This is a genomic window from Streptomyces sp. NPDC088147, assembly GCF_044741565.1.
Classification (GTDB): domain Bacteria; phylum Actinomycetota; class Actinomycetes; order Streptomycetales; family Streptomycetaceae; genus Streptomyces.
The window spans coordinates 353,252-370,260 of record NZ_JBIUSY010000006.1 but is presented as its reverse complement, the minus strand read 5'-3'; the positions used below and the strand labels follow the sequence as shown (position 1 = coordinate 370,260).

Annotated in this window: 12 protein-coding genes and 1 pseudogene; 5 read left to right on the top strand and 8 right to left on the bottom strand. The window is 71.4% G+C overall.

Annotated features, from left to right (window positions below; genetic code table 11):
- Positions 1–53: 53 nt before the first annotated feature.
- The 4 genes from ACIOGX_RS22505 to ACIOGX_RS22490 are packed head-to-tail and all read right to left on the bottom strand — an operon-like array spanning position 54 to position 4,620.
- Positions 54–1,409 carry a GH1 family beta-glucosidase gene (locus tag ACIOGX_RS22505; protein ID WP_401761749.1) on the bottom strand — a complete coding sequence of 452 codons (1,356 nt, stop codon included), beginning with the start codon at positions 1,407–1,409 and terminating at the stop codon, positions 54–56.
- Positions 1,410–1,429: 20 nt separating this feature from the next.
- A complete protein-coding gene (locus ACIOGX_RS22500; RefSeq protein WP_356507906.1) occupies positions 1,430–2,296 on the bottom strand; it encodes a carbohydrate ABC transporter permease in 867 nt (288 codons plus the stop codon).
- Positions 2,289–3,299, bottom strand: coding sequence for a carbohydrate ABC transporter permease (locus ACIOGX_RS22495; protein ID WP_401915572.1), 1,011 nt, complete (start codon positions 3,297–3,299; stop codon positions 2,289–2,291). Before ACIOGX_RS22495 ends, ACIOGX_RS22500 begins: the two co-directional genes overlap by 8 nt.
- A gap of 10 nt (positions 3,300–3,309) precedes the next feature.
- Complete coding sequence (locus ACIOGX_RS22490; protein ID WP_356507902.1) at positions 3,310–4,620, bottom strand: sugar ABC transporter substrate-binding protein; 1,311 nt, start codon at positions 4,618–4,620, stop codon at positions 3,310–3,312.
- A gap of 142 nt (positions 4,621–4,762) precedes the next feature.
- On the opposite strand from ACIOGX_RS22490, the pseudogene ACIOGX_RS22485 reads away from it, so the two are divergent.
- A pseudogene (locus ACIOGX_RS22485) lies at positions 4,763–6,046 on the top strand (ROK family protein); the annotation flags it as partial.
- Positions 6,047–6,278: 232 nt separating this feature from the next.
- Here ACIOGX_RS22485 and ACIOGX_RS22480 read toward each other — a convergent pair.
- Positions 6,279–7,418, bottom strand: a complete 1,140-nt coding sequence (locus ACIOGX_RS22480) for a LacI family DNA-binding transcriptional regulator (RefSeq protein ID WP_383970931.1) — start codon at positions 7,416–7,418, stop codon at positions 6,279–6,281.
- A gap of 16 nt (positions 7,419–7,434) precedes the next feature.
- Entirely contained in the window at positions 7,435–9,957 is a 2,523-nt protein-coding gene (locus tag ACIOGX_RS22475) for a glycoside hydrolase family 3 C-terminal domain-containing protein (RefSeq protein ID WP_401915902.1), read from the bottom strand.
- 300 nt (positions 9,958–10,257) lie between these two features.
- On the opposite strand from ACIOGX_RS22475, the gene ACIOGX_RS22470 reads away from it, so the two are divergent.
- Entirely contained in the window at positions 10,258–11,589 is a 1,332-nt protein-coding gene (locus ACIOGX_RS22470) for a peptidoglycan DD-metalloendopeptidase family protein (RefSeq protein WP_401915568.1), read from the top strand.
- Here ACIOGX_RS22470 and ACIOGX_RS22465 read toward each other — a convergent pair.
- Positions 11,470–12,534, bottom strand: a complete 1,065-nt coding sequence (locus tag ACIOGX_RS22465; RefSeq protein ID WP_401915565.1) for a DMT family transporter — start codon at positions 12,532–12,534, stop codon at positions 11,470–11,472. The two genes, ACIOGX_RS22470 and ACIOGX_RS22465, sit on opposite strands and share 120 nt — an antisense overlap.
- A gap of 118 nt (positions 12,535–12,652) precedes the next feature.
- On the opposite strand from ACIOGX_RS22465, the gene ACIOGX_RS22460 reads away from it, so the two are divergent.
- The 3 genes from ACIOGX_RS22460 (at position 12,653) to glgC (ending at position 15,898) form a co-directional block, all read left to right on the top strand.
- Entirely contained in the window at positions 12,653–13,399 is a 747-nt protein-coding gene (locus ACIOGX_RS22460) for a (2Fe-2S)-binding protein (protein WP_401915562.1), read from the top strand.
- A gap of 49 nt (positions 13,400–13,448) precedes the next feature.
- Positions 13,449–14,615, top strand: a complete 1,167-nt coding sequence (gene glgA, locus ACIOGX_RS22455; RefSeq protein ID WP_401915899.1) for a glycogen synthase — start codon at positions 13,449–13,451, stop codon at positions 14,613–14,615.
- A gap of 65 nt (positions 14,616–14,680) precedes the next feature.
- Positions 14,681–15,898 (top strand): glucose-1-phosphate adenylyltransferase, encoded by a 1,218-nt coding sequence (glgC, locus tag ACIOGX_RS22450; protein WP_356507888.1) that lies wholly within the window; start codon positions 14,681–14,683, stop codon positions 15,896–15,898.
- Between the two features lie 93 nt (positions 15,899–15,991).
- Here glgC and ACIOGX_RS22445 read toward each other — a convergent pair whose 3' ends face one another.
- Positions 15,992–16,972: an ABC transporter permease gene (locus ACIOGX_RS22445; RefSeq protein ID WP_356508224.1), complete on the bottom strand. Its 981-nt coding sequence runs from the start codon at positions 16,970–16,972 to the stop codon at positions 15,992–15,994.
- Positions 16,973–17,009 lie beyond the last annotated feature (37 nt).

Below are 17,009 nucleotides of genomic sequence, written 5' to 3'. Positions count from 1 at the left end.
CACCCCGTGGGTAAGGGGTGGCGGCTCCGGCCGTTGCCGTGGAACGTTCCGCGTCAGGCGGCCTTACGGCCCCGGGCGTTCGCCGCGCGGATGATGTCCGCGTAGCGGTGGCCGCTGCCCTTGATGGTGCGCCGCTGCGTCTCGTAGTCCACATGGACCAGACCGAACCGCTTGTCGTAGCCGTACGCCCACTCGAAGTTGTCCATCAGCGACCAGGCGAAGTACCCGGCGAGCGGGGCGCCCTTCGCCACCGCCCGCGCACAGGCGGCCAGATGCTCGTCCAGATACCGGGCCCGCTCGGGGTCGTCGACCGTGCCGTCCGCCGCGACGGTGTCGGGGAACGCCGCGCCGTTCTCGGTGACATAGAGACGCCGCGCGCCGTACTCCTCGGTGAGCCGCAGCAGGAGTTGCTCCAGACCGTCGGCGTGCACCTCCCAGCCCATGTGGGTGTGGCGCGCGTCCGGTACGTCGACCTGCCGGGCGAAGGGGGCGGCCCCGGTCGGGTCGTCCCGCACGATCTGGCGGAAGTAGTAGTTCAGCCCCAGCCAGTCCAGCGGCGCCGCGATGGTCTCCAGATCGCCGGCGCGCGCGGGCAGCTCCACGCCGTACAGATCCAGCATGTCCTGCGGATAGCCGCGGCCGTGGATCGGGTCGAGCCACCAGCGGTTGGTGTGGCCGTCGGCCCGTACCGCCGCCGCGCGGTCGGCCTCGCTGTCGCTGGCCGGCTCGATCGGGCTGAGGTTGTTGACGATGCCGACCCGGGCGTCCGAGGAGGCCGCGCGGAGCGCCTGCACCGCCAGACCGTGTCCGAGGTGGAGATGGAACGAGGTGCGCACGGCCGCGGTGAGATCGGTGATCCCCGGCGCCATCGTGCCTTCGAGATGCCCGATCCACGACGAGCACAGCGGCTCGTTGAGGGTCGCCCAGTCCTTGACCCGGTCGCCCAGGCGCTCGGCGACGACGGACGCGTACCGCGCGAAGTGCTCGGCGGTGTCCCGTACCGGCCAGCCGCCCCTGTCCTGGAGCGCCTGCGGCAGATCCCAGTGGTAGAGCGTGGCGAACGGCGTGATCCCGGCGTCCAGCAGGCCGTCCACCAGCCGGTCGTAGAAGTCCAGGCCGGCCTTGTTCACCGGTCCGTCGCCGCCGGGGACGATCCGCGGCCAGGCGAGCGAGAAGCGGTACGCGTCCACGCCGAGCCGCTTCATCAGCCCGATGTCCTCGGGGACCCGGTGGTAGTGGTCACAGGCCACATCGCCGTTGTCGTTGTTGTCGATCGTGCCAGGGGTGTGCGAGAACGTGTCCCAGATGGAGGGGGCACGGCCGTCCTCGGCCACGGCTCCCTCGATCTGGTACGCGGCGGTGGCGACGCCCCAGGTGAAATCGTGGGGAAGGGCGTTGAGGTCGTTCACGGACTGCCTTTCTGGAGGGGTCACTTCACGGCGCCCGCGGTCAGGCCGGCGACGAGGTAGCGCTGGAGGAGAAGGAACCCGACGACCACCGGCACGCTGACGACCAGTGAGGCGGCCATGATCTGGTTCCAGTAGACGTCGTTCTGGGTGGCGTAGCCCTGGAGACCGACGGCGAGGGTCCTGGTCGTGTCGTTGGTCATGACGGAGGCGAAGAGGACTTCGCCCCACGCCGTCATGAACGCGTAGACGGCGACGGCGACGATCCCGGGGACCGCGGCGGGCACCACCACACGGAACAGGGCGCGGATCGGTCCGCAGCCGTCCACCATGGCGGCCTCGTCCAGTTCCCTCGGGATGGAGTCGAAGTAGCCGATCAGCATCCAGATGGAGAACGGCAGCGAGAACGTCAGATAGGTGAGGATCAGACCGCCGCGCGAGCCGTAGAGCTCGACACCCGTGCTGTTCCCGATGTTCACGAAGATCAGGAACAGCGGGAGCAGGAAGAGGATGCCGGGGAACATCTGGGTGGAGAGCACCGTGACGGTGAAGACACGCTTGCCGCGGAAGCGGTAGCGGCTCACCGCGTACGCGGCGAACACCGCGATCACCACGGACAGCACGGTCGCCGAACCCGCCACGATCAGCGAGTTCACGAAGTACTTGGCGAGCGGGACGGTCTTCCAGATGTCGAAGTACGGGCGGATCGTGAGATTCGTCGGGAACCACTGGAACTTGCCGGCGACGTCCTGGAGCGGCTTGAGCGAGCTGCTGACCATCACATAGACGGGCAGCAGCGCGAAGGCCGCCAGCACCGTCAGCACGACGCGGCGCGTCCAGATGAACGACCGCGGCGGTGCGATGGGAGACCTGGGCTGAGACCTAGGCATCCGAGCCCCTCCTTCCCCGGGAGGTGACGAACAGATAGACCGCCGTGACCAGCAGCAGGAAGAGCAGCAGCAGGACGGACATCGCGGATCCGGAACCGAAGTTCCAGGTGACGAACGACGACTGGTAGATGTGGATCGAGATCAGATCCGCCGCTTCCGGCGCCGACTTGCCGAAGAGCACATACGGCGTGTTGAAGTCGTTGAACGTCCACAGGAACAGCACGAGCACCAGCACCTGGTTGACCGGGCGCAGCGACGGCAGCGTGATCTTGCGGATCTGCTGCCAGATGCCCGCTCCGTCGATGGAGGCGGCCTCGTAGAGATCACGCGGGATGTTCTGGAGGGCGGCCATCAGCATCAGGAACGCGAAGGGCCAGGACTTCCAGAGCGAGACGACGACCAGCGCGATGAAGCTGTTGTTGCCGATCAGCCAGAACGACGGTTTGTCGGTGAGGCCGAGCTGGTCGTACAGGATGTGATTGATGACGCCGTTGTCGTGCTGGAACATGAACGCCCAGGTGATCACCGCCGCGTACACGGGCAGGGCGTACGGGACGAGGAAGATCGTCCGCAGAATGCTCCGGCCCCGGAAGTTCTCCTGGAGCATGATCGCCGCCGTCACACCGAACAGCCAGGACAGCCCGACCGAGAGCACGGTGAAGGCGCAGGTCACCAGGAAGGAGTGGAGCAGCGCCTGACCGATCGGGGCGTCGAAGTCGATCGCGATCTTGTAGTTGTCGAGACCGGCGAAGGGGGAGTTGCCCCAGTTCCGGATGAAGAACTGGGTGAGCTGCCGGAAGCTCACCCAGATCCCGATCACCATCGGGATGATGTGGACGAGCAGTTCGAGCACGACGGCGGGCAGCAGCAGGAGGTAGGGCAGACCACCCTGACGGATCCGGTCGGGGATGCGCGGAAAACGTCGTCCGCGCGCACCCCCGCTGTCCGTCTTCTCCGTATTGCCCGCCTTGTGCCCACTGCTGGGTGTCACGGTGGCGGTCATGGGGAGAGCCTCACTGCGTCATCTGCTGCTGGGCCTTGGTCAGGGCCGCCTTGACGGATTCGGTGGTCACCGGCTTGCCCGCCGCGGCATCGGCGAAGAGCCCCTTGACGGCCGTACCGACGGTCGTCTCGAACTGCGACTCGTTCGCGACCTGCGGGAGCGGCGCGGCGCTGGTGGCCAGCGTGTCGCGCAGGACCTTCACGTCCGAGGCGGAGAACGCCGGGTCCTGCTGCGCGGCCTTGACGGGCGGGACCGAGCCGTAGGTCTTGTTCAGCAGCGTCTGCTCGGCGTCGCTCGTCATGAACTTCACGAACTTCTTGGCGCCGTCGATGTTCTTGGTGTTGTTGAACACCGCGATGTTGATGCCGGCGACCATGGAGTTGAGGTTCTGGCCGGTGCCGGGGGTGCCGGACGCGACCGGTACCGGTGCCACGCCCCAGTCCTCGGGCTTCATGCCCTGGGAGGCGAAGGTCGACGCCGCCGCCTGCCACAGGACCATGGCCGTCTTGCCCTTGGCGAAGTCCTGGAGGGACTGGTTCTGGGCGTACTCCGCGTTGCCCGGAGCGATGATCTTGTCCTTGGCCATGAAGTCGACGTACTGCTTCACGGCGGCGACGGCGCCATCGGAGGTGAAGGTGGCTTTGCCCGACTTGTCGAAGAAGTCCGCCCCGTGCTGCTTACCGAGGGCGAAGACCTGGTGGATGTTGTTCGAGAGGTTGGAGCCCTCGGCGCCGAGCGCCCACTTGCCGTCCTTGGAGATCTTCTTGCCGTCGGCGACCAACTGGTCCCAGGTGGCCGGCGGCTGTGAGATCCCGGCGTCGGCGAACATCTTCTTGTTGTAGTAGAGCGCGTACGCCAGCGAGTACAGCGGCACGGCGGAGGGGTCCTGGCCCTCCGCGCCGGCCGAGGCGACCGCCGAGTCGACGAACCGGTCCCGGCCGCCGATCGCGTCGAAGTTCTTCTGGTCCCACGGCAGCAGCGCGCCGGTGGCCTGGAGCGAGGCCGACCAGGTGTTGCCGATGTTCAGCACGTCGGGGCCCTGTCCCGAGGTGGTGGCGGCGAGGATCCGGTTGAGCAGGTCGGCCCAGGGGACCACTTCCAGCTTGACCTTGATCCCGGTTTCCTTCTCGAACTTCTTCAGTTCGGGGGTGAGTATCTTCTTGTCCGCCTCGATGCTGGGCCCCTGGTTGGACGCCCAGTAGGTGAGGGTCTTCGGTGATTCGTTGCTGCCGCCGTCGGACGAGGAGCCTCCGCCGCAACCGGCGACGGCGGTGAGGGTACTGGCGAGGGCGATGGCTGCTGCGGCTCTGACTTTGCGCATGAGAGGTGGCCCCTTTCCGGGGATGGCTGCGTTCGAGAGTCGAACGGCCTCCATGACTTAATTTATGACGTGATTTAAGAGGTGAGCGAAGGTCGCGTCAAGGTCTGTGACCGGGGTATGTTGCGTCAAGGGAAGGAGCACCATGGCAGAACGCAACAGACGGACGGTGCGTGACCTGCGCCGGGGGAACCGTGCCCGGGTTGTGCAACGGTTGTATTTCGACGGTCCGCTGAGCCGCCAGGAGCTCGGACCCGCCACCGGTCTGAGTTCAGGTTCCATCAGCAACGTCGTTGCGGAACTGGCCGCCGAGGGCCTCCTGGAAGAAGCCGGCGTGGTCGATTCCGACGGCGGCCGTCCCCGTACCCTGCTGCGGGTCGCCCCCGGCGGCGGCCTGCTCATCGGCATCGACCTGGGGGAGACCAGGGTCCGCGTCGAGCTGTTCGATCTGTCGCTCACCGAACTGGCCCGCACCGACCGGCTGCTGGGCCCCGCCCGGCACGGCTACGACGTCGAACGCATCGTGAACCACGTCCGTATCGGCGTCGCCGACGTGCTGCGCGACGCCGGGGCCGACCCCGAGCGGCTCCTCGGCATCGGCATCGGGGTCCCCGGCATCATCGAGCGCGGCGGCCCGGCCGGAGCCACGGTCCACGGCCCCACCATCGGCTGGCACGCGGTGCCCTTCGAGAAGCTGCTCCGTGCCGTCCTCGAAGTCCCGTCCGAAGTGCCGCTGTTCATCGACAACGGCGCCAAGACCCTCGGCCAGGCCGAGATGTGGTTCGGCGGCGGCCGGGGAGCGGGCACCGCCGCCATCGCGCTCATCGGCTCCGGCATCGGCGCGAGCGTCATCCACGGCGGCGCCCTCATCGAGGAGAGCGGCCGGGGCAGCGCCCTCGAATGGGGCCACACCACCGTACGGATGCGCGGCCGTCGCTGCCGCTGCGGCTCCATCGGCTGTCTGGAGGCGTACGCCGGGGCGGAGGCGCTGCGCGAACGCTGGGACGAGGCGGGCGGTTCGCTCCCCGAGGACGCGGACGACGAGACCGCGCTCGCCGCCCTGCTGGTCGCGGCCTTCCCCGGGCCCGGAGGCCCCCCGCCCGACCCGCTGGCCGTCTCGCTCCTGGACGACACCGCCGAATGCCTGGGCGCGGCCGTCGGCGATCTGATCAATCTGTTCCTGCCCGAGCGGATCCTGCTCGGCGGCTGGGCCGGGCTGCTCATCGGGCCGCGGCTGCTGCCCGCGATCCGGCGCCACGCGGAGCAGTACGCACTCGGCCACGCGGCGGCGCGTACCACGATCGAACTGGGCGAACTGGGTCCGGACGCGGTCACGGTCGGCGCGGCCACGCTGCCGCTGGCCGCGTTCCTCGCACGGGGCGGGAGCCGCCCGAGCGTTCCCGGTCAGGCGGGGCCGGCGGAGCCGGGCGGCGTGGTGACCCCACAGCGCTGGCGACGCGCCTCGGCGCCCGCTTCCTCGGCGCCCGCTTCCTCCGGGCCTGCTACCTCCGGGCCTGCTACCTCAGGGCCCGCTTCCTCCGCGTCCGCTTCCCCTCCGCCCGCTTCCTCCGCGTCCACATCGTCCGCCACCTCGGGTGAGCGCTCCTGACGGGTGCGGCCTGAGCCGAACCGGATCCTGAGGGGGGCGCGTACGCGGAACGTCAGGCCGATCCGCGTACCACCAGCGACGGTTCGAAGATCACCGACGTCACCGCACGGTCCGGCCCGGCGAGCCGGTCGAGCAGCAGCCGGGCCATCTCCGCCGTCATCTCCTCCACCGGCTGCCGGACCGTGGTCAGCGGCGGCCGGCACGCGACGGCCGCGCTGCTGTCGTCGAACCCGATCACCGCCACGTCCTCGGGCACCCGTCTGCCGTGCTCCCGCAGTACATGGCAGGCACCCACCGCCATCAGGTCGTTCGCCGCGAACACACCGTCCAGATCAGGGTGTTCGGCCAGCAGCCGGGTCATGGCCGCCTCCCCGCTCTCCTGGGTGAACCGGCCCTCGGCCAGGGGGACGTACGGCCGTCCCGCGCGCGCCATCGTGTCGCGGAAACCCGCCAGCCTGTCCTGTCCGGCGGGCACGTCCAGCGGACCGGTGATCGTGGCGATCCGGCGGCAGCCGCGCGCCAGCAGATGTTCGGCGGCCAGCCGCGCGCCGTCCTGGTGGGCGAGATCGACATAGCTGATGCGGGTCGGCCGGGAGGGGCGCGCGTACAGAACGGCGGGCAGCCCGGCGTCCGTGATCAGGCCGGGCAGCGGATCGTCGGCATGGGTCGACACGACGAGGGCGCCGTCGGCGCTGCCCTGACGGAGATACGAGACGACCTCGTCGCGGGCGCGCGAGGTCTCGGCGAACATCAGGACCGGATACATCCCGCGCGGCCGGAGGTAGTTGACGATCCCCGTCACCACCCGGCCGAAGAACGGGTCGGCGAAGACCTCGGCGGTGAAGGAGGATCCGGCCCCGCCACCGGGCTCGTCGGCGTGCCGCGTGCCGCCTCCGGCGCCCGCCGGTCCGGCGCGGTAGGGGCCGGTGGCCTCGGCCTCCGGAGACGGATCGTCCCCCGCGCCCGAGACCACCAGGGCGATCGCGTCCGTACGACGGGTGACCAGGGAGCGGGCCGCGCGGTTGGGGGTGTAGCCGGTCGCGGCCACCGCCTGCCGTACCGACTCCTGTATCACCGGGTCGACATTGCGGACCCCGTTGACGACCCGTGAGACCGTGGCGCGGGAGACGCCGGCCGCTCGCGCCACATCCTCCAGCGTGGGTGAACCGGCCGGTCTCGGGTCTTCCGTCATGCCCCCCTTTATAGCATCAGCGGAGAGCGCTCTCCGTGGCCGTCCCCGTCGATCGTCCCGGTGGCGCGGACGCCGTGATCACCGCGCTGAGCGGCAGGTCTCCGGCCGACCGGCCACCGTGCAGCAGCAGTTCGCCCGGTACGGTCTCCCAGCGGTGACGCTCCGCCGACCAGCGCTCCGTCGCCCTGCCCTCCACCCGTACCGCCGCGACGACGTCCTCCCCCGGGTCCGCGACGACCGTCGCGTATCCGGCGAGCCGCCGCACCGCCGGGTCCCCGGCGGACGAGGGCCCCGTCAGATAGAGCTGGACCACCTCGCGGCCCCGCCTGCGGCCCGTGTTGCGCAGCCGTACCCGTACGTCGAAGGGCCGGCCCGCGATCACCTCGTCCGGTGCCTCCATCGCCCCGTACGTCCACTCGGTGTAGCCCAGGCCGTGGCCGAACCAGTGGGCGGGGGAGGCGCCGGAGCGCAGCCAGGCGCGGTACCCGATGTACGGGCCCTCGGTGTAGGGGAGCCGGCCCCGTTCCGGACGGGTGCGCAGTACGGGCACGTCCTCCTCGGCCGCCGCCCAGGTGGTGGGCAGCCGGCCGCCCGGCTCGGCGCGGCCGAACAGTACGTCGGCCAGTCCGTCCCCGGCCTCCTGCCCGGGGAACCAGGCCAGCAGCAGCGCGGGTACCTCCGCGCGCCAGGGGAGGGCGACGGGGCCGCCCGCGTTGAGGATCACGACCGTACGGGGATTGGCGCGGACGACGGCCCGTACCAACGCGTCCTGGCCGTCGGGCAGTACGAGCGTGTCGCGGTCGCGGCCCTCCGACTCGCTCTCCTCGGTGGTGCCCACGACGACCACGGCGGCGTCCACGTCCCGGGCCGCGGCGACGGCCGCGGCGAGCGCCCTCGCGGTGTCGCCCGGCGGCGGGGCGGCTGCCAGGATCGTCGCCACACCGGTGCCGGGGGCGAGCCCGCGTCTGGCGACCACCTCCACCTCCTCCCCGGCGGCCAGCGCGGTACGTACGGACCGGTACGGCGGGGCGACATGGACCCGGGTCGGATCGTCCGAGTCGAGCGGGAAGGTGCCGGACAGCACGGTCCGGCCCGCGACGGAGAGGGACAGCGGTCCCCAGCCACCGACCGCGAGCGTCCACTCGCCTTCCTGGCCGGGCCGGATCAGGGCCCGGATCTCCACGGTCTCCGTGCCCGCGACCCTGGCCGGTTCCACGATCCGTCCCGACAGCCGGTGCTCCGCGTGGAGTTCGACGCCGTCCGCGTCCAACAGCCGTACCAGCACGCCCGGTTCACCACTGACCGGATCGCGGGTGGACGGACCGTCGGCCCGCAGCGGGTCCAGTGGCCGGGGCAGCGCGCCCGGGGGAAGGCCGGGGGCGTACGTCACCCCGGCGGTCGGGCCCAGGGCCGCCCGGATGCCGTCGAGCGGCGAGACCAGCGAGGCGGGGAACACCTCCGCGCTGCCGCCGCCCTGGATCCGCACCGCCGCGGCATGTGCCCCGATGACCGCGACGGAGCGCAGCCGCGCGGGGTCCAGGGGCAGCAACTCCCCTTCGTTGCGCAGCAGGACGGCGCCGGCGGCGACCGCCCGGCGCAGCAGCGCGCGCGACGGGGCCTCCGGCGCGGCGGACGGCAGTGCCGGAGGCCGCCGTACCCGGGGCGGATCGCCCAGGGCGCCCACCCGGTCGGCCAGCCGCAGCAGTCGCCGTACCTTGTCGTCGATCCGTTCCACGGGGACGAGCCCCCGCTCCACGGCGGCGCGCAGCCCGTCGGCCCAGGGGCCGTCGGGGCCCGGCATCGCCAGGTCCTGGGCGGCGCGGGCCGTGTCGAGCAGGGAGCGCACCGCGCCCCAGTCGGAGACGACGGGACCGTCGAAGCCCCACTCGCTCTTGAGTGGCCGCTCCAGCAGCGGGGCCGCCGCCATCGTGACGCCATTGACCTGGTTGTACGCGGACATCACCGCCCAGACGCCGGCCCGCACCGCGGCCTCGAAGGGGGCGAGATAGACCTCGCGCAGCGTCTGTTCGTCCACACGCACATCCACGGTGAGCCGGTCGGTCTCCGCGTCGTTGGCGACGAAGTGCTTGGCGGTGGTCGCGACTCCACCGGACTGGACGCCGCCGATCAGCGCGGCGCCGGTGCGCCCCGTCAGCAGCGGGTCCTCGGAGAAGCACTCGAAGTGCCGCCCGCCCAGCGGTGACCGGTGCAGATTGAGGGTGGGCGCGAGCAGGACGTCCACGCCCTTGCGCCGGGCCTCGGCGGCGAGCAGCCCGCCCAGCTCCGCGACCAGTTCGTCGTCCCAGGCGGCGGCGAGCGCGGTGGGCGAGGGCAGGACGAGTGAGGTGTCCCGTTCGTCCCAGGCTTCGCCCCGCACCCCCGCCGGCCCGTCGGAGAAGGTGAGCGCCCGCAGCCCGATGGCCGGTTCCGCGTGCGTACGCCAGGTGCTCGCGCCCGTCAGCAGACGCACCTTCTGGCCGAGATCCAGCTTCTCCAGCAGATGGCCGATCTCCTCGTCGGTCACGCCCGCCCTGTCCATGCCGGTCCTGTCCGTCCCGGCCTTGTCGCCGTCGGCCCCGCCCGTGCCCGCCCCGCCCATGCCTGCCCCCTCCGTACGTCGGGAGAGCGCTCTCCTGCTCCCCTTGCACAGATTCCCCGGACTCCGGCGGCCCTGTCAACGGCCGCCAATATGCGGCTCCTTGAGACGCGGCCGGGTCCCGGGTGGCACGCTGGGTGCTCAGGGGTGGCCGGGGAGTAATTGAGGTCTTGTCATGGTCCGTGCCCAGCCTCTAAGTTGACCGCTTGTGACGTGTCCTACAGCCAGTGGGGGAGCCCAGCCATGGCCGCAACCGGTCGGCACCGCCGATACCAGCCGAGCCGTATCAACCGCGCGTCCCTGACTGTCACGGCCGGTGGCGCGGGGATGGCGCTGCCGTTCATCGCCGTGGGCACGGCACACGCGGCCTCGGTCGATGTCTGGGAGAAGGTCGCGGCCTGCGAGTCGACCGGAAACTGGCAGGTCAACACCGATAACGGCTACTACGGCGGGCTCCAGTTCACCCAGTCGACCTGGGAGGCGTACGGCGGCGGGAGCTACGCCCCGCGCGCCGACCTCGCGACCAAGGACCAGCAGATCGCCGTCGCGGAGAAGGTGCTCAAGGGGCAGGGCCCCGGGGCCTGGCCCGCCTGCTCCGTCCGCGCCGGACTGACCCGGGGCGGCGACGCGCCGGACATCACCGCCGACCAGGCCCGTGACACCTCGAACGCGCCCCGCACGGCGACCGAGAAGACCAGCCCGATCCGCGCGAAGAGCGCGCCCGTCGCGCGCGAGAAGGCGTCGCCCACCTCCGTGCCGACGCAGCGCGAGGGCTACACCGTCGCCCGTGGCGACTCGCTCTCCGAGATCGCCGTCGACGAGTCGGTCAAGGGCGGCTGGCAGCGGCTGTACGAGGAGAACCGCCGGCTCATCGGCAGCGACCCCGATCTGATCTTCCCGGGCCAGAAGCTCGTCCTGCACGTCCAGGCGCCGCCGAAGGGCAGCGCCCCCGCACAGCCCCAGGCGAAGCCCGCCCCGGCCGAGAAGCCGAAGCAGTCGGCGAAGCCCGTCGACCGGCCCGAGCCCGCCGCCCCGGCGAAGCGGGAGGCGCGGAAGTCCGAGCAGGCCGAGAAGCCCGAGCGGGTCGAGAAGCGGAAGCAGGCGGAGAAGCCGAAGGAGACGGAGAAGCGCGAGGAGGCCAAGACGCCCGTCCGCGCCGAGAAGCCCAGGACGAGCGACGGCAGCGCCCCGGTCTCCGCCTCCACCGGCACCCAGTACCGCCAGTCCGGCTCCTGGGCCAGCGGCTATCACACGGGAGTGGACTTCCCGGTCCCCACCGGCACCTCGGTGAAGGCCGTCGCCGCCGGCCGTGTGGTCTCGGCGGGCTGGGAGGGGTCGTACGGCTATCAGGTCGTCATCCGGCACGGAGACGGCAAGTACAGCCAGTACGCGCATCTTTCCGCGCTCAATGTGCGCGAGGGCCAGCAGGTCGGCAGCGGTCAGCGGATCGCGCGGTCAGGATCCACCGGCAACAGCACCGGACCGCATCTCCACTTCGAGATGCGTACGGGGCCGGGGTACGGATCCGACATCGACCCCCTCGCCTACCTGCGGGCGCTCGGCGTCAGGATCTGACGGGGCGTCGGAGTCGTCCGGCGGCCGGTCCCATGACGCCGGCCGGGCCGCCGACGCGCCCTCGCCGTACCGCCCCGCGTGCTGCCGTGCCTCCCCGTGCCGCTGTGCCTCCCGCGTCTGAACGGCGAGACGCTCCGTGGTGAGCAGGATCAGCCCGCCCGCCGCGACCACACCGGAGCCCAGCGCCAGGACCGTACCGAGCACGCCGTACCTGAACTGCTCCCCGAACAGGGTGAGTCCCACGGCCGCGGCCACCACCGGATTGACGACGGTCACCGTGGCCAGCGGCGCGGCCAGTCCGGCACCCCGGTAGGCGGCCTGCGAGAGCAGCAGTCCGCAGGCCGCGAGGACCGCGATCACCACCAGGCTCGGCGCCTGCACGGTCGGCGCCTCCGAGGTCCAGTCCACGGCGACGGTCTTGGTGAAGACCGACGCGATACCGAACGCGCCACCGGCCGCGCCCGCCAGCAGCATGCTCCGTACGACCGGGCGCCCCACCGACTGCGCGACCAGGAAGAGCAGGCCCATGGCGCCGAAGGCCGCCGCCGCCAGCACCAGCCGTTCCCCGCCGTCCAGCGACCGGGAGTCGGCGCCGTCCGTCAGCGCCAGCAGTCCGGCCAGCCCCACGGACGCCATGATCGCGCCCCGCCAGGCGGTGTGCCCGGCCCTGCGGCCGGCGAAGAGCGCCGCCATGGGCAGCGCGAAGACGATGGTGAGCGCGCCGAGCGGCTGGACCAGACTGAGCGGTCCGTACGCCAGCGCGACCACGTGCAGCACCGCGCCCAGGCCGTTCAGCGCCACGGCGGCCCACCAGACCCCGTGGTGCAGGGGGGCGTACGGCCGGTCGGGGGTGTCCGTCGCGACGCGTTCCTGGAGAATCGCCCCGGCGGCGTAGGCGACCGCCGAGACCAGCGACAACAGCACGGACAGCGCGAGTGCACTCATGCGCCCACGATCTCTTGCCGGCGTGATTTCGGCGTCGTCCTGGAGAGGTCATTTCGGCGTACTGCTCTCGTAGTACACAGTGGGGCGGGATGTAGTCCTACGGAGGGGATGGCGGGATATGGACCGGGCGGACGGTACGGACCTGATAGGGCCGGCGGCCCTGGCGCGGGTCGCCGCCGTGGGCGGATTCTTCGCCCTGCGCACGGGAACACCCGCCGCCGGCCAGGTGCCGCTGGCCCGGGTGTACGCGGGCGACACCGCCCCGCTCACCGCCCGCGTCGACAAGGTGGCCGCCCGGCTGCGCGCCCCCGAGCGCAGGATCGGCGCCTCCGTGGCGCAGCTCGGCCTCGCCGCCCGGCTCTGGTCGATCGCGCTCGGCTGCGCCGTACTCGCGGACGCGGTCCCCGATCTGGACCCGCGCCGGCTTCACTGGGACCCGGAGGCGACCTCACCCGACGACCTCCTGCTGACCGGTCCGCGCACGCTGCCCGGCACCGCCGGGACCGTGCGCGAGGTGGTGCAGTACGGCCATCTCGTCCCGCTCGCCGAGGCGCTGCGGCGCGATGGCCGGATCTCGCCCCGGCTGCTGTGGGGAAACGCGGGCTCCGCGCTGGCCGGAGCCGTACGGGAGCTGACCGTCTGGGGCGAGGGAAACGGCAGACCGGAGGTGGCGGAACGGGCCGGGGCACTGGCCGCGGAGCTGTTCGCGCACCCGGACCTGCGCGCCACGGGCGGTCCGGTGGCCGGATCGTTCCGCCGCCGCAGCTGCTGTCTCTATTACCGGTGCCCGTCGGGCGGGCTGTGCGGGGACTGCGTCTTCGACCGGCCACCGCGGCGGTCTTCCGCGCCGACGGTTTCCGGGTGACCATGACAGGGCTGCGATCGCCGGGCGAGGACGGGGGGATGGCGTGAGACTGGGGCTGCTCACCCGTGAGTATCCGCCGGATGTCTACGGCGGTGCCGGTGTCCATGTGGAGTTCCTGGCACGGGAGTTGCGCTCCCTGACCGATCTGGAGGTGCACTGCTGGGGCGGCGACGGCACGGAACCCGCGGCCGGGGTGGTGCGCCACCGGGCCGCCGCGGGGCTCGACGGAGCCAATGACGCGCTGCGCACCTTCTCGGTGGACCTGGCGATGGCCGCCGCCCTGGAGGGCCGCGAACTGGTCCACTCCCACACCTGGTACGCCAATCTCGCCGGCCATGTGGCCAAGCTGCTGTACGGCATCCCGCATGTGATGACCGCGCACTCCCTGGAGCCGCTGCGCCCCTGGAAGGCTGAGCAGCTCGGCGGCGGTTACGCCCTCTCCAGCTGGGCCGAGCGCACGGCCGTCGAGGGCGCGGACGCCGTGATCGCCGTGTCCCGGGGCATGCGCGACGACATCCTCGCCTGCTATCCCTCGCTCGACCCGGACAGGGTGCGGGTCGTCCACAACGGCATCGACACCCGTCTCTACCGCCCGGACCGGGGGACCGGCGTACTGGACCGGATCGGCATCGACCCCGACCGCCCGTACGTGCTCTTCGTCGGCCGTATCACCCGCCAGAAGGGCGTGCCGCATCTGCTGCGCGCCGCCCGCGCCCTGGACCCCGGCGCCCAGCTGGTGCTGTGCGCGGGCGCGCCGGACACCCCCGAGATCGGCGCGGAGTTCCGTGAGCTGGTCGAGGAGCTGGGGCGGACGCGCGACGGTGTGCACTGGATCCCGGAGATGCTGCCGCGCCCCGAGGTGATCCAACTCCTCACCCACGCGGCGGTGTTCGCCTGCCCCTCGGTGTACGAGCCGCTCGGCATCGTCAATCTGGAGGCGATGGCGTGCGGGACGGCCGTGGTCGCCTCGGCGGTCGGCGGAATCCCCGAGGTCGTGGACGACGGGGGCACGGGCCTGCTCGTGCCGTACGACGAACGCCACCCGGAGGCCTTCGAGTCGGGGCTCACCGAAGCGCTCAACCGCGTGCTCGACGATCCGGAGTCGGCGGCCCGGATGGGAGCCGCGGGGCGGCGGCGCGCGGTGCGGGAGTTCGGCTGGGACCAGGTGGCCCGCCGTACGTACGCGGTGTACGAGGAACTGCTCACGTCGCGATAACCACGACCATGTGGGGAACAGGCACAGATACGGATACCCAGCAGGTCCGGACAAAGGGAGCGGCCATGCGCGGTGGACCTTCGGTGCTCGGGATCGTACTGGCGGGCGGGGAGGGCAAGCGCCTGCTGCCGCTCACCGCCGACCGGGCCAAGCCCGCGGTGACCTTCGGCGGTACGTACCGCCTTGTCGACTTCGTCCTCTCGAATCTCGTGAACGCCGACATCCTGCGCATCTGTGTGCTCACGCAGTACAAGTCGCACTCGCTGGACCGCCATGTCAGCACCACCTGGCGGATGTCCAGCCTCCTCGGCAACTATGTGACCCCGGTCCCCGCCCAGCAGCGGCTCGGACCGCGCTGGTATCTGGGCAGCGCCGACGCGATCCTCCAGTCCCTCAACCTCGTCCACGACGAACAGCCGGACTACATAGCGGTGTTCGGCGCCGATCACGTGTACCGGATGGACCCGCGGCAGATGCTCGGGCAGCACATCGAGAACGGTGCCGGTGTCACCGTCGCGGGCATCAGGGTGCCGCGCGCCGAGGCCGCGTCCTTCGGTGTCATCACGCCCGCGGCGGACGGCACGCAGGTGCGGGGCTTCCTGGAGAAGCCGGCCGACCCGCCCGGCCTGCCGGGCGACCCGGAGCGCGTGTTCGCCTCGATGGGCAACTACCTCTTCACCACGAAGGTCCTGGTCGACGCCCTGCACCGGGACGCCGAGGACGAGAACTCCGTACACGACATGGGTGGTTCGATCCTGCCGATGCTCACCGAGCGGGGCATGGCCCAGGTCTATGACTTCCAGGACAACCACGTACCGGGCGAGTCACCGCGCGAGCACGGCTACTGGCGGGACGTGGGCACGCTCGACTCGTACTACGACGCCCACATGGACCTGATCTCGCACCATCCCGCCTTCGACCTCGACAACCGCCGCTGGCCCATCTACACCCACTCCGGCCAGCTCCCGCCCGCGCGCTTCCTGTCGGGCGGTATCGCGAGCGAGTCGATCGTCGGCCCCGGCTGCGTCATCCGGGGCCAGGTCACCCGTTCCGTGCTCTCCCCGGGCGTGGTGGTGGCGGAGGGCGCGGTGGTGCAGGGCTCCGTGCTGCACCACAACGTACGGGTGGGGCGTGGGGCGGTGGTGCGCGGCGCGATCCTCGACAAGAACGTGGACGTACCACCGGGCGCGACGATCGGCGTCAACCCGGACCGCGACCGGGAGCTGTACACGGTCTCCGGGAACGGGATCATCGCGCTGGGCAAGGGACAGGTGGTGGCCTGACGCGCACCGGCCACCGCACCGGCCACCGGCCACCGCACCGGCCACCGCCCCGGCGGGCGGTGGCCGGACGCGCGCCCGCTCACACCGGTGGCGTCACAGCATCCGGCGCCTGCGGCCCAGCCAGGTCTGCGCGATCACCACCACCGCCAGGAACGCCCCGCTGACCACCTGCTGGTACGCGGAGTCGAGCGAGCCGATCTGGTTGATCACGTTCTGGATGACCTTCAGCAGCAGTACGCCGACGAGCGAACCGCTGATGAAGCCGAAGCCGCCGGTCAGCAGCGTGCCGCCGATGACGACGGCGGAGATGGCCTCCAGCTCCATCCCCGCACCGAGAATGGTCACGCCCGACACCAGCCAGGCCGCGTTGAGCGCGCCGGCCAGGCCCGCGCAGAGACCGGAGAGGGTGTAGACGGCGATCTTCGTACGGGCCACCGGCGCGCCCATCAGCGCCGCCGCGTCCTCGTTGCCGCCCACCGCGTACACATACTGTCCGAAGCGGCTGCGGCGCAGCGCGATCGCGCCCAGGACGAAGAGCGCCGCGGTGATCCATACCGGCAGGCCGATCCCGAGCAGTGTGTCCTGGCCGAGGCGGGCGAAGAAGGAGCGCTCGTCCACCAGATAGGTCTTCGAGCCCTCGTCGGTGACCGACAGCAGGACGCCGCGCGCCAGCAGCATCGCCGCCAGCGTCACGATGAACGGCGCCAGCCGGGCCCGTGCGATCAGCAACCCGTTGACCAGGCCGATCAGTCCGCACACCGCGAGCGGCAGGAGCAGCGCGACCGCCGTGCCGTACTGCGAGCCCCACGCGGCGAGCACCCCGCCCAGCGCGAACAGCGAGCCCACCGAGAGATCGATCCCGCCGGTGATGATGACGAAGGTCATGCCGAGGGCGACCACGGCGAGGAAGGCCGAGGAGACCGCCATGTTCTCCAGGTTGTCGCCCGTCAGGAAGGTGTCGAAGCCGATCGAGGCGGCGACGGCCACCAGGACGAGGGTGACGAGCGCGCCGTGCTGCTGGGCGAGCGCGCTGAGCCGTTCGGCCCGGCTCGCGCCGAGCGGTTCCTCCTCCAGGGGCGGGAGGCCCCGCTCCCTGGGTCCGGTCCCGGTC

Bases quoted from the DNA above. Each gene is read 5' to 3' on its own strand.
- ACIOGX_RS22495 (WP_401915572.1), bottom strand. From the start codon at position 3,299: ATGACCGCCACCGTGACACCCAGCAGTGGGCACAAGGCGGGCAATACG.
- ACIOGX_RS22500 (WP_356507906.1), bottom strand. From the start codon at position 2,296: ATGCCTAGGTCTCAGCCCAGGTCTCCCATCGCACCGCCGCGGTCGTTC.
- glgC (WP_356507888.1), top strand. From the start codon at position 14,681: ATGCGCGGTGGACCTTCGGTGCTCGGGATCGTACTGGCGGGCGGGGAG.
- ACIOGX_RS22465 (WP_401915565.1), bottom strand. From the start codon at position 12,534: ATGAGTGCACTCGCGCTGTCCGTGCTGTTGTCGCTGGTCTCGGCGGTC.
- ACIOGX_RS22475 (WP_401915902.1), bottom strand. From the start codon at position 9,957: ATGGACAGGGCGGGCGTGACCGACGAGGAGATCGGCCATCTGCTGGAG.
- ACIOGX_RS22480 (WP_383970931.1), bottom strand. From the start codon at position 7,418: ATGACGGAAGACCCGAGACCGGCCGGTTCACCCACGCTGGAGGATGTG.
- ACIOGX_RS22490 (WP_356507902.1), bottom strand. From the start codon at position 4,620: ATGCGCAAAGTCAGAGCCGCAGCAGCCATCGCCCTCGCCAGTACCCTC.
- ACIOGX_RS22470 (WP_401915568.1), top strand. From the start codon at position 10,258: ATGGCCGCAACCGGTCGGCACCGCCGATACCAGCCGAGCCGTATCAAC.
- ACIOGX_RS22460 (WP_401915562.1), top strand. From the start codon at position 12,653: ATGGACCGGGCGGACGGTACGGACCTGATAGGGCCGGCGGCCCTGGCG.